This is a genomic window from Streptomyces sp. NPDC025806 (assembly GCF_055558275.1).
In genome coordinates this window covers 11,413-23,228 of sequence record NZ_JBVHMU010000022.1, presented here as the reverse complement: position 1 = coordinate 23,228, position 11,816 = coordinate 11,413, and the positions used below count along the sequence as shown (strand labels likewise).

14 protein-coding genes are annotated in these 11,816 nt (G+C 72.0%); 7 read left to right on the top strand and 7 right to left on the bottom strand.

Annotated elements, in window-relative coordinates; translation table 11 throughout:
* Positions 1-8: 8 nt before the first annotated feature.
* Together ACZ4E1_RS34775 and ACZ4E1_RS34770 are read left to right on the top strand one after the other, a co-directional pair.
* The gene (locus ACZ4E1_RS34775; RefSeq protein WP_399128950.1) at positions 9-188 is read left to right on the top strand and encodes a hypothetical protein; all 180 of its coding nucleotides are present in this window, start codon (positions 9-11) and stop codon (positions 186-188) included.
* A gap of 188 nt (positions 189-376) precedes the next feature.
* A complete protein-coding gene (locus ACZ4E1_RS34770) occupies positions 377-532 on the top strand; it encodes a hypothetical protein (protein ID WP_384620553.1) in 156 nt (51 codons plus the stop codon).
* Between the two features lie 58 nt (positions 533-590).
* On the opposite strand, the gene ACZ4E1_RS34765 is transcribed toward ACZ4E1_RS34770, so the two are convergent.
* Positions 591-1,157, bottom strand: a complete 567-nt coding sequence (locus tag ACZ4E1_RS34765) for an ATP-binding protein (protein ID WP_467547054.1) — start codon at positions 1,155-1,157, stop codon at positions 591-593.
* Between the two features lie 115 nt (positions 1,158-1,272).
* Between ACZ4E1_RS34765 and ACZ4E1_RS34760 the strand changes: the two genes are divergently transcribed.
* The 5 genes from ACZ4E1_RS34760 to ACZ4E1_RS34740 all read left to right on the top strand — a co-directional run bounded on the left by ACZ4E1_RS34760 (position 1,273) and on the right by ACZ4E1_RS34740 (position 4,347).
* Positions 1,273-2,124 (top strand): helix-turn-helix domain-containing protein, encoded by an 852-nt coding sequence (locus ACZ4E1_RS34760; RefSeq protein WP_467547052.1) that lies wholly within the window; start codon positions 1,273-1,275, stop codon positions 2,122-2,124.
* Between the two features lies 1 nt (position 2,125).
* Entirely contained in the window at positions 2,126-2,308 is a 183-nt protein-coding gene (locus ACZ4E1_RS34755) for a DUF397 domain-containing protein (RefSeq protein WP_467547050.1), read from the top strand.
* Positions 2,309-2,328: 20 nt separating this feature from the next.
* The gene (locus ACZ4E1_RS34750; protein ID WP_467547048.1) at positions 2,329-2,787 is read left to right on the top strand and encodes a pyridoxamine 5'-phosphate oxidase family protein; all 459 of its coding nucleotides are present in this window, start codon (positions 2,329-2,331) and stop codon (positions 2,785-2,787) included.
* Positions 2,788-2,847: 60 nt separating this feature from the next.
* Complete coding sequence (locus ACZ4E1_RS34745; protein ID WP_467547046.1) at positions 2,848-3,501, top strand: hypothetical protein; 654 nt, start codon at positions 2,848-2,850, stop codon at positions 3,499-3,501.
* A 156-nt stretch (positions 3,502-3,657) separates the two neighbouring features.
* On the top strand, positions 3,658-4,347 hold the full coding sequence (locus tag ACZ4E1_RS34740) for a DUF4232 domain-containing protein (protein ID WP_467547045.1): 690 nt from the start codon (positions 3,658-3,660) through the stop codon (positions 4,345-4,347).
* Between the two features lie 3 nt (positions 4,348-4,350).
* Here ACZ4E1_RS34740 and ACZ4E1_RS34735 read toward each other — a convergent pair whose 3' ends face one another.
* The 6 genes from ACZ4E1_RS34735 to ACZ4E1_RS34710 all read right to left on the bottom strand — a co-directional run bounded on the left by ACZ4E1_RS34735 (position 4,351) and on the right by ACZ4E1_RS34710 (position 11,774).
* Positions 4,351-5,523, bottom strand: a complete 1,173-nt coding sequence (locus ACZ4E1_RS34735; RefSeq protein WP_467547043.1) for a winged helix DNA-binding domain-containing protein — start codon at positions 5,521-5,523, stop codon at positions 4,351-4,353.
* A gap of 32 nt (positions 5,524-5,555) precedes the next feature.
* On the bottom strand, positions 5,556-6,548 hold the full coding sequence (gene hemB, locus ACZ4E1_RS34730; RefSeq protein WP_467547041.1) for a porphobilinogen synthase: 993 nt from the start codon (positions 6,546-6,548) through the stop codon (positions 5,556-5,558).
* A gap of 117 nt (positions 6,549-6,665) precedes the next feature.
* Entirely contained in the window at positions 6,666-8,345 is a 1,680-nt protein-coding gene (locus tag ACZ4E1_RS34725; protein ID WP_467547039.1) for a bifunctional uroporphyrinogen-III C-methyltransferase/uroporphyrinogen-III synthase, read from the bottom strand.
* Positions 8,342-9,304 (bottom strand): hydroxymethylbilane synthase, encoded by a 963-nt coding sequence (gene hemC / locus ACZ4E1_RS34720; protein WP_467547037.1) that lies wholly within the window; start codon positions 9,302-9,304, stop codon positions 8,342-8,344. Before hemC ends, ACZ4E1_RS34725 begins: the two co-directional genes overlap by 4 nt.
* Complete coding sequence (locus tag ACZ4E1_RS34715; RefSeq protein WP_467547035.1) at positions 9,301-10,971, bottom strand: glutamyl-tRNA reductase; 1,671 nt, start codon at positions 10,969-10,971, stop codon at positions 9,301-9,303. Before ACZ4E1_RS34715 ends, hemC begins: the two co-directional genes overlap by 4 nt.
* Positions 10,968-11,774, bottom strand: coding sequence for a redox-sensing transcriptional repressor Rex (locus ACZ4E1_RS34710; protein WP_467547033.1), 807 nt, complete (start codon positions 11,772-11,774; stop codon positions 10,968-10,970). The genes ACZ4E1_RS34715 and ACZ4E1_RS34710 overlap by 4 nt, the downstream gene beginning before the upstream one ends.
* Positions 11,775-11,816 lie beyond the last annotated feature (42 nt).

Below are 11,816 nucleotides of genomic sequence, written 5' to 3'. Positions count from 1 at the left end.
TGAACGCGATGAGCGAAACGAAGAAGACCGTCACCGAGGTCAAGCCGCTCGACAACCACGCCACCGGCGAGGAGATAACCACCCTGGACAACCACGCCACGGGTGAGACCTTCAAGCCGCTGGACAACCACGCCACCGACACGACGGTGAAGCCGCTCGACAACCACGCGACCGGCGAAGAGGTCTAACACGCTTTCCTCGCACGGGGATCGGCCGCGGTGGCCCGGAGGGGGAGCCACCGCGACCGAGGCGTGTCCAGGGCATCCGCCGATCCGGCCATTCATTGACGGAAACCGTTCGAGTCACTCGAACAAACACCCCCTCAGTCACTAGCGTCACGGACGAACGAAGACCGCCTCGTCCTCAGGCAGTTGGAATGACTCGCGCCAAGAAGATCCTCGTCACCGCCGCGATGGTCGCGGGCGTCGCCGCCGGCGCCGCGGCCCCGGCGATGGCCGACCAGCACGCGACCACCGCTCCGCAGGACAGCCACGCCACCATCGTGTCGCCGCTGGACAGCCACGCGAGCTGACCCACACAGCACGCACCCAGGAGGGGCCGGGCGCCAAGCCCGGCCCCTCCTGGCGTACTCACACCACCCCCACCTCGAACCACACCGCCTTCCTCTCCCCCCGCACCTCGATCCCCCAGGCCAGGGCCACCGCGTCGACCAGCGCGAGCCCCCGCCCCGACTCGTCGTCCCCCCGCGCCACGACGAGCACCGGCAACTCCCCCACCGCCGGATCAAGCACCTCCACCCGCACCCGCCGCGCCGCCCCACCCGCCCGGACCCGCACCCGCGCCGCGACGCCCTCCCCCACGTGCCGCACGACGTTGTTCAGCAACTCGGCGACACACAGCTCGGCCTCTCTCCCGTACCGCGCCCCGACCTCCCGCCGAACCGCCCGCACGGCCTCGCCCCGAGCCGCCAACTCGACCTCCCACCACACGCCGCACCCACCCAGCGCATCGACGAGCCGCCGCGCGGTCCCCGTATTGCAGTTCCCGAGCGCGACGAGCCCCATGGGCGGCGCGTAGTCCCCGGCGAAGGCCGGCAGATCGACCCGGAGCGAGGGAAGGGTGATCCCGTGCGAGGCCAGCGCCCCGCGCAGGGCCTCCACGCAGTCCTCCATCTCGTATCCACTGTGTCCAGACATCCCTGCACCCTTTCGACGCGCTCCGTGACCAACTGACCACACAGTGGCGCGACGCGGCGTACCGTAAAAGGGTTTCTGGTTACGCCCCGCAACTGGCAAACGGCGGTGACGAGTTGTGCCCTCCCGCAAGGATCCCGACGCCTCGGCGAACGTTCCCTCGTTCTACGGCGCCGAGCTGCGCTACCTCCGCGAAGAAGCCGGCCTGACCCTGGAGCAACTGGCCGAGGGCAGCTTCCGCGGCATCCCGTTCCTGAGCCAGATCGAGCGCGGGGAACGCCGCATGCCGATAGACCTCGCCCACCACGTCGACGAAAAGCTCGGCACGAACGGCTTTTTCACCCGCCGCTGTGAAGACGTCCGCAAGGCTCGGCAGAACGGGCACGCGGAGTACTTCGCCGACGTCGTCGAGATGGAGCAGCACGCGCTGACCATCGAAGAGTGGGCGCCGGACCTCCTGCCCGGCCTGCTCCAGACCGAGGCCTACGCACGAGCCGTCGTGAAGGCCGGAAAGCCTTGGCTGCGCCCAGATGCTGTCGACTCGCAGGTCCAGGCTCGCCTGAGCCGTGCACAGCTCTGGGAGCGCGAGGACCACCCCGCCCTCTGGGTGGTCATGCGCGAAGGACTGGTCTCGAAGCCGTTCCTCCCGCCAAGGGCGATGGCCCAGCAACTGGACCACATCGCGCACGTCGTCCGGTCCGCACAGGGCGTTTTACAGATCCTCCCGGAAACGGCCCTGGCCCACCCGCTGATGATGGGCATGATCAAGGTCATGACCTTCCCGGACGCGCCCCCGGTGACCTACACGGAGGGCCTCCACAGCGGTCAGCTCATCGACTTTCCGTCCCTCGTGGCCGACTACCGCAGGTCGTACGATCTCCTCAGGGCAGAGGCGCTCCCCCCGGCGGCCTCCCTGGCCATGATCGAGCAACTCGCGGAGGACTACCGAAATGGCAAGCAAGAGCCCTGACTTGAGCAACGCCCTGTGGCACACGAGCAGCTACAGCAACGCGAGCGGCGGCGACTGCGTGGAGGTCGCCACCAACCTCCCCCACACCGTCCCCGTCCGCGACACCAAGCTGACCGGCACCGGCCCCACCCTCCTGATCACCCCCGGAGCCTGGTCGGCCTTCGTGGCGGAAATAAGCGCGTAGGCAGGGGCGTTGGCGCGATCATGACCCAAGGACCCGCGCCCCGCCCCCTCTCCGACGAAGCCCTCTCCGAGCTGCTGTCCAAGCAGCAGTTCGGCACGCTCGCCACCGTCAAGCGCAGCGGCCACCCCCACCTGACCACGATGCTGTACAGCTGGGACCCGGAGACCCGCGTGGCCCGGTTCTCGACGACAGCGGAGCGCATCAAGGTCAAGCACCTGCGCAACAACCCCCGCACGGCACTGCACGTACAGGGCGGCGACGTGTGGTCGTTCGCGGTCGCCGAGGGCGAGGCGGAGGCCACGGAGGCCACGACGGTCGCCGGTGACGAGGTCGGCCGGGAGCTGCTCGGGATGATCCCGGCGGGCGCGAAGCCGGAGGACGAGACCGCGTGGCTGGAGCAGCAGGTCGCCGAGCGCCGCCTGGTCATCCGCCTGAAGGTGGACCGCCTGTACGGCACGGCGCTCGACATCAACGGCTAGGCCCCGTAGCGAGACCAGGCCAGGCCGGGCCAGGCGTGGCCACCGGGGAGAATGCCGGACATGGCAGCCGTCTCCCCCGCGTCACGACTCGTCGCCGCCGCCGCGCGGTCCCGGCTCCGCCCTCTCGGACTGAGACAGCGGGGCCGCTCGCGCATCTGGCTCGACGACCACGGGTGGTGGCTGGGCGTGGTCGAGTTCCCGTCGCCGCAGTGGAGCCAGGGCAGCGGGCTCACCGTCGGCGTGATGTGGCTCTGGCAGGACGTCGGACACGTGACGTTCGACTTCGTCCAGCAGGCCCGGACGGAGTCGTACCGCGACGAGATCCAGTTCGGCCCGGTCGCCGCGGAGCTGGCCGGTACCGCCGAGGCGCGGGTCATCGAACTCAGGGGGCGGTTCGCCGACCTCGACTCCGCGACCCGTCGGCTCCTGGCCCGTCCACCCCGCACCGCCTCCCTCTGGGAGAACTTCGACGCCGGCGTGGCCGCCGCCCTGACCGGCGACACACCCTCCGCCCGCACCCGGTTCGCCGCGGTCCTGGCCGAGGACCCCTTCACCGACTGGATCGAGGACGTCCAGCGGACGACCCGGCACTTGGCCGAGCGCGCCGATGATCCGGCCGCCGTACGGGTATGGGCCACCACGGCAGTGCTGTCGTGCCGGGCCAAACTGGCGCTCGGAGACCCGCCCGTGCCGCCGGACGAACTGTTCGCGTGACCCGGCGCCGAGCGAACCCGCGTGTAACAGCCCTGTCAGGGACACGTCCCAGCTGGAACGGAACCCACCCCCATCCCGGTCCTCCTGAACAGAACAGCCGCCCGAGAACACGCACACACCCGCCACCGCCTCCCCCACACACCCGAGGACGTTCCGATGCGCACCCAGTCGAAGCACGCCAAGACGCTGACCCTCGCCGCCGTCGCCCTGGCCGCCGGCCTCTCCCTCACCGCCTGCCAGTCGGGCAACGACGGTGACAACGATGCCGCCGCCTCGAACGACCCCGCCGCGTCCGCCTCCTCCGCCCCCTCCTCCCCGGGCGCGGAGGCCTCCACCCCGGCCACGGACAACACCGGCAGCACAGGCAGCACGGGCACCGGCAGCACCACCGGCGGCACCGGCGGCACCGGCGACGACAAGGGCAGCGGCGGCGGCCAGATCAACACCGGCCCCTGCAAGACCGCCAACCTCACCATCACCGCCACCCACGGCATGGGCGAGGGCGACGTCCTGGTCAGCCTCAAGAACACCAGCGACGCCTGCAACCTCAAGGGCTTCGCCGGGGTCGACCTCAAGACCGCCGACGACGACACGATCAGCGCGGGCCGCACCGAGAACGCCGCCCCCTCCGTCGTCCTCCAGAACGGCGAAGCCACCCGCTTCACCCTGCACACCCCGCGCAACGACAGCGGCGGCTCCGGCGTGAAGGTCACCCAGCTCGTGATCACGCCCCCGAACGAGACGCACTCCAAGACGATCCCGTTCAGCCTCAGCCTCCCGGTCACCGACGGCTCCCACCCCGAGCAGGGCGTCATGGTCGACCCCGTCGGCACCGGCAAGCAGTAAGGCTCAGGCCGCCAGGACCCGCGTCCGCGTCACCGGCAGCCCCTTGACCCACCAGTGGTCGTAACGCCGGTACGCGGACACGTCCCGCGCGGAGAGGAACGCGAACAACCCCCGCGCCTCGGCCTCCAGTTCCTCCCACGCCGCCCCCGGCAACTCCCGGAACGCCCCCACCTCGATCCCGGCCCCGCCATCGGCCACCCGCCAGACCCCGGCCACGTACCCGTCCACCAGCACCGTCGGCAGCACATCCCCGTTCACCCGGGTCACGTGCTTGCGGTACTCCGCCGGGATCACCCGGCCCCGGTCCGCGTAGGCGAGCAGCACGCTGTCCCACATCGGCAGCAACCGCACCGGCGCCACGACGTCCTCGTCCGGCACGACCCCGCCCGGCACGTCGTACAGCACCTCGCCCTCCCCCTTCAACTCCCGCACTGCCTCCCCGAGTTCACGCAGGGCCGCCCGCACCCGCCCCTTCTGCACGAGCCCGAACTGCGCCACGTCCGACACGGTCGCCGGACCGAACCCCTCCAGATAGCGCAGGACCAGCGCCCGCATCCCCGCCGCCGCGGCCTCGTCCCCCTCCAGGGCGGGCCGGCGGTCCGCCCCCGCCGCCACGAACTCCTGCCCGCCGTTGCCCACATATGCCCACGGCGCGTCGGCGACCGGGGCGTGCCACAGCGGCGCGTGCTGGCGCAGCATCCGCCAGGCGGGCAGCGCGACCGGCTCCTCGATCCCGGCCGCCCCGACCAGCCAGTCCTTCAACTCCGGCCCACCACACGGCCGTTCGGCGCGTGCCAGCAGCTCCGGCAGCAGCCGCGCCGCGTCCGCCTCCGTCAGCCCCGAGTCCCGGAACCGCCGGTCCCGCAGCCGCGCCCCGCGCACCGTCGGCTCCACGGCCGCCCGCAGCGCCGGATAGTCGTCGACGTGCACCGCGTGCAGCGTGATCCGCATCATCGTCGACTTCACGACCCGGTAGTCGGCGAACAGGGCGTCCAGCGCCGACGCCTCGAAACCCTCCACCCGGTTCCACAGGGCCACATACGGCGAAGCGGGCTGCTGCGCCTGAAGCGCCACAACCCGCCGTACCGCGTCCTCGGCCGATACTCCGGCGCGCTCCAGGAGCAACTGCCGTGCCAGTGTCGACCGGTTGAGGGCGCGCGCGGAGATCGTCGTCATACCGCGATTCTGCCGCGCGGACCCCTCAAGGGTCAGTCCAACTGCTGGGCCACCTCGGTCGCCCAGTACGTGAGGATCATGCTCGCCCCGGCCCGCTTGATGCCAGTCAGCGACTCCATGATCGCCCGGTCCCGCTCGATCCAGCCGCGCTGCGCCGCCGCCTCGATCATCGCGTACTCACCGCTGATCTGGTACGCGGCGACCGGCACGTCGGAGGCCTCGGCGACCTTGGCCAGGATGTCGAGGTACGGTCCGGCCGGCTTGACCATGACCATGTCGGCGCCCTCTTCGAGGTCGAGCGCCAGCTCCCGCAGCGACTCCCGCGCGTTCGCCGGGTCCTGCTGGTACGTCTTGCGGTCGCCCCGGAGCGAGGACCCGACGGCCTCGCGGAACGGGCCGTAGAAGGCGGAGGAGTACTTCGCCGTGTAGGCGAGGATCGCGACGTCGTCGCGGCCGATCTGGTCGAGGGCGTCACGGACGACGCCGATCTGGCCGTCCATCATGCCGCTCGGGCCCACCACATGGGCGCCCGCGTCGGCCTGGACCTGCGCCATCTCCGCGTACCGCTCCAAAGTGGCGTCGTTGTCGACCCGGCCGTGCTCGTCAAGGACGCCGCAGTGGCCGTGGTCGGTGAACTCGTCGAGGCACAGGTCCGACATGACGAGCAGGTCGTCGCCGACCTCCGCCCGCACGTCCCGCAGCGCCACCTGGAGAATCCCGTCGGGGTCGGTGCCGACCGTGCCGGCGCCGTCCTTCTTCTCGTCCAGCGGCACGCCGAACAGCATGATCCCGGAGACGCCCGCCTCGACGGCCTCGGCCGCCGCCTTCTTCAGGGAGTCACGGGTGTGCTGGTACACGCCGGGCATGGACCCGATCTCGACCGGGGCGTCGATCCCCTCGCGCACGAACGCGGGCAGGATCAGATCGGCCGGATGCAGCCGCGTCTCGGCGACCATGCGACGCATGACGGGAGTCGTCCGCAGCCGCCGGGGCCGGGTACCGGGGAAAGAGCCGTACTGGGTCACCGAATAACTCCTCAAGGTACTGGGCCTGCTGTGGGCAGGCGTTCCGCACGGCGGAACGGGTGGGCACAGCCCCCGGTGCCGGGCAACGGCACGGGAGGCGGCGCCCACATCTTCACGCTACGGCGCGGCCCGCCGCCTCCGCGCACCCGGCCGCCGCTCGCTCGGCCGCGTCACCGGGTCCCCGGCCTCCACGGCCGCGTCCCGACGGCGCGCCCCGAACTCCGCCAGCGCCGCCGCCAGCTTGTGCACGGACGGCTCCGGAGCCATGACGTCGACCCGCAGCCCATGCTCCTCGGCGGTCTTCGCCGTGGCCGGGCCGATGCACGCGATCACCGTCACGTTGTGCGGCTTGCCCGCGATGCCGACCAGGTTGCGGACCGTCGAGGACGACGTGAACAGCACGGCGTCGAAGCCGCCGCCCTTGATCGCCTCACGGGTCTCCGCCGGCGGCGGCGACGCGCGCACGGTGCGGTACGCCGTGACGTCGTCGACCTCCCAGCCCAGCTCGATCAGCCCGGCGACCAGCGTCTCCGTGGCGATGTCGGCCCGCGGCAGGAAGACACGGTCGATCGGGTCGAAGACCGGGTCGTAGGGCGGCCAGTCCTCCAGCAGACCGGCGGCGCTCTGCTCACCGCTCGGCACCAGGTCCGGCTTCACACCGAACGCGATCAGCGCGTTCGCCGTCTGCTCGCCGACCGCCGCGACCTTGATCCCGGCGAAGGCGCGGGCGTCGAGCCCGTACTCCTCGAACTTCTCGCGCACGGCCTTGACCGCGTTGACCGACGTGAAGGCGATCCACTCGTAGCGGCCGGTCACCAGACCCTTGACCGCGCGCTCCATCTGCTGCGGCGTGCGCGGCGGCTCGACGGCGATCGTCGGCACCTCGTGCGGCACCGCCCCGTACGAGCTGAGCTGGTCGGAGAGCGAAGCGGCCTGCTCCTTCGTCCTCGGCACGAGCACCCGCCAGCCGAACAGCGGCTTCGACTCGAACCAGGACAGCTGGTCGCGCTGGGCGGCGGCACTGCGCTCACCGACCACGGCTATCACCGGCCGGTTCCCCTCGGGCGAGGGCAGCACCTTGGCCTGCTTGAACGTCTGCGCGATCGTGCCGAGCGTCGCCGACCACGTCTTCTGACGCGTCGTCGTACCGGCCACCGTCACCGACAGCGGGGTGTCGGGCTTGCGGCCCGCCGCCACCAGCTCACCGGCCGCCGCGGCGACCGCGTCGAGCGTCGTCGACACGACGACCGTGCCGTCGGACGCGCCGACCTCGGTCCAGCACCGCTCGGTCGCCGTACGGGCGTCCACGAACCGCACGTCGGCACCCTGCGCGTCCCGCAGCGGGACACCGGCGTACGCGGGCACGCCGACGGCCGCCGCGACACCCGGCACGACCTCGAAGTCGATACCGGCGGAGGCGCAGGCGAGCATCTCCTCGGCCGCGTACGTGTCGAGCCCGGGGTCACCGGACACCGCACGGACGACCCGCTTGCCGCCCCGCGCGGCCTCCATGACAAGATTGGCCCAGTCCCTCGGAGCCGGGACCGCGACGACAGTTGACGACGCGTCAGCGGTGCCGGGCTGCCCGGGTGCGCCCTCGGCGTCGAGCACGGTGACGCCCGCCCCGGCATGCGTGCGGACGACGTCGAGCACTTCGGGCTCGGCGATCAGCACATCCGCTCGGGTCAGGGCCTCCACGGCCCTCAGGGTCAGCAGTCCCGGGTCACCGGGACCGGCACCCAGGAAGGTGACGTGCCCCGGTGCACAGGCGGTCGATTCAGCGGTGGTGGGGCTCAAAGTGCTCGCTCCCCCATCAGACCGGCCGCGCCCTTGGCCAGCATCTCGGCGGAAAGTTCCCGCCCGAGCGCCAGCGCCTCGTCGTGCGACGTGGGTACGGGACCGGTGGTGGACAGCTGCACCAGCTCGGAGCCGTCGGTGGTACCGACGACGCCGCGCAGGCGCATTTCCTTGACAATCTGCCCGTCGGCCAGAAGGTCGGCGAGGGCACCCACGGGTGCGCTGCAGCCGGCCTCCAGGGCGGCGAGCAGGGAACGCTCGGCCGTCACGGCGAACCGGGTGAACGGGTCGTCGAGCTCGGCGAGCGCGGCGGCGAGCGCACCGTTCGTGGCGGCGCACTCGACTGCCAGGGCCCCCTGACCGGGGGCGGGCAGAACGATGTCGGTGGACAGGAAGTCGGTCACTTCTTCCGTCCGGCCGATCCGGCTGAGCCCGGCCGCCGCGAGAACCACGGCATCCAGCTCGCCGTTCTCGACGAACCCGATCCGGGTGTCGATGTTCCCGCGGATCGGTACGGTCTCGATCCGCATCCCGTGGCTCTTCGCGTACGCGTTGAGCTGGGCCATGCGGCGCGGCGAGCCCGTGCCCACGCGAGCGCCGTCGGGCAGCTCGGTGAACGTCAGTCCGTCGCGCGCGATCAGCACGTCCCGCGGGTCCTCACGCACCGGCACGGCGGCCAGCGTCAGGTCGTCGGGCTGCGCGGTCGGCAGGTCCTTGAGCGAGTGCACCGCGAAGTCCACCTCGCCCCGCGTCAGCGCGTCGCGCAGCGCGGTCACGAAGACACCGGTGCCACCGATCTGCGCCAGGTGCTCCCGGGAGGTGTCGCCGTACGTGGTGATCTCCACGAGCTCGACCTCACGGCCGGTCACCTGGCGCACCGCGTCGGCGACATGCCCGGACTGGGCCATGGCCAGCTTGCTGCGGCGCGTCCCCAGCCTCAGTGCTCTCTCGGCGGTCATGCCGGGCCTCGATTCTTGCCTACCGCGTCTTCACGGTCTCGGGGGGTGGCCCGGGAGACGGCGGCGACCGTCTCCGGGTCCAGGTCGAACAGGGTCCGCAGCGCGTCCGCGTACCCGGCACCACCGGGCTCGGCCGCCAGCTGCTTGACCCGTACGGTCGGCGCGTGCAGCAGCTTGTCCACCACGCGCTTCACGGTCTGGGTGATCTCCGCACGCTGCTTCTCGTCCAGGCCGGGCAGCCGGCCGTCGAGGCGGGCGATCTCGTTCGTCACGACGTCCGCGGCCATCGTGCGCAGCGCGACGACGGTCGGCGTGATGTGCGCGGCGCGCTGCGCGGCGCCGAACGCGGTGACCTCGTCGGCCACGAGGGCCCGCACCTGGTCCACGTCGGCGGCCATCGGAGCGTCCGCGGACGCCTCGGCGAGCGACTCGATGTCGACGAGGCGCACCCCGTCGATCCGGTGCGCCGCCGCGTCGATGTCACGCGGCATCGCCAGGTCGAGCAGGGCGAGCGCGACCGGACGGGCCGGCGGCTCGGGCGTGCGCTCGCGGCGCATCTCCGGCACCCGGCCCACGGCGGCGAGCGCCGCGATGGCCTCGGCCTCGGAGGGCTGCGGGGCGGGGCTGACCCGGTCGCCCGGGGCGTTGTCCACCCAGGCGCCGTGCTGCTCCAGGGCGGCGGCGTCGAATCCGGCGACGGCGGCCTCGCCCTCGACGGAGAACCCGCTCTCCATCGGGAGACCGCCACGCACCGTGTCCACGGGGCAGTTGTCGGCGGCGGTCCGGCCCGCGACGGGCGCGGCCGGGGCCGGCACCTCGGCGCCCGCGGTCGGGGTACGGCCCGCGACGGCGGCCCGCACCGCGTCCGCGGTCAGGACCAGGCCGGTCGCGCCGGTGCAGGAGATCGCGACGTCGGCACGTGTCAGCTCGTCCGCCACCGCGTCCATCGCGACGGCCCGCGCGGCTGTGCCGCCCTCCGTCAAGATCTCGGCCAGGCGCTCGGCGCGCTCCAAGGTGCGGTTGGCGACGACGACCTCGGCGACCCCGGCCCGCGCGAGCGTGGCCGCAGCGAGCGAGGACATCGAACCGGCGCCGATCACCAGCGCCCGCTTGCCCTTCGCCCAGGCCTCGACCGGCTGCCCGAGCGCGAGCTGCTCCAGGCCGAAGGTGACCAGGGACTGCCCGGCCCGGTCGATGCCGGTCTCCGAGTGGGCGCGCTTGCCGACGCGCAGCGCCTGCTGGAACAGGTCGTTGAGGAGCTTGCCCGCGGAGTGCAGGTCCTGGGCGCGGGCCAGCGTGTCCTTGATCTGGCCGAGGATCTGACCCTCGCCGACGACCATCGAGTCGAGGCCGCACGCCACCGAGAACAGGTGGTGCACCGCCCGGTCCTCGTAGTGCACATAGAGATAAGGGGTGAGCTCGTCCAGGCCCACACCGCTGTGCTGCGCGAGCAGGGTCGACAGCTCGGCGACACCGGCGTGGAACTTGTCGACGTCCGCGTACAGCTCGATGCGGTTGCAGGTCGCGAGCACACCGGCCTCGGCGGCCGGCTCGGCGGCGAGGGTGTCCTGGAGCAACTTGGCCTGGGCGTCCGCGTTCAGCGACGCGCGCTCCAGGACGCTGACCGGGGCGCTGCGGTGGCTCAGCCCGACGACGAGGAGACTCATGCCGGCATCACGGCGGGGACGTCCCCGTCGGGTCCCTTGCGGTCGGCGGCACCCGCGGGGGCGGCCTTGGTGACCTTGGCGGCCGGGCCCTCGACACCGACACCGCCCGCGGCGGGCGGCACATCGGCCTCGTCCGCGGCGTCCCCGGCCTTGCGCTGCTCGTGGAAGGCCAGGATCTGGAGCTCGATGGAGAGGTCGACCTTGCGCACGTCGACGCCGTCCGGGACGGACAGCACGGTCGGCGCGAAGTTCAGGATGGAGGTGACACCGGCGGCGACCAGCCGGTCGCAGACCTGCTGCGCGGCGCCCGCCGGGGTCGCGATGACGCCGATCGACACGCCGTTCTCGTCGACGATCTTCTCGAGGTCGTCCGCGTGCTGCACGGCCATGCCCGCGACGGACTTGCCGGTCATCGCCGGGTCGGCGTCGATGAGGGCCGCGACACGGAAACCGCGCGAGGCGAAACCGCCGTAATTGGCCAGGGCCGCGCCGAGGTTACCGATACCGACCATGACGATCGGCCAGTCCTGGGTCAGGCCCAGCTCGCGCGAGATCTGGTAGACGAGGTACTCGACGTCGTAGCCGACACCGCGGGTGCCGTACGAGCCGAGGTAGGAGAAGTCCTTGCGCAGCTTCGCGGAGTTGACCCCCGCCGCGGCCGCGAGCTCCTCGGAGGAGACCGTGGGCACCGAACGCTCCGACAGAGCGGTGAGGGCGCGGAGGTACAGCGGAAGCCGGGCGACGGTGGCCTCGGGAATCCCTCGGCTGCGGGTCGCCGGTCGGTGAGTTCGGCCAGTTGCCACGGTGCTCCTGCGGGTAGAGCGGGGCTGCGGGCGGCTGAAACT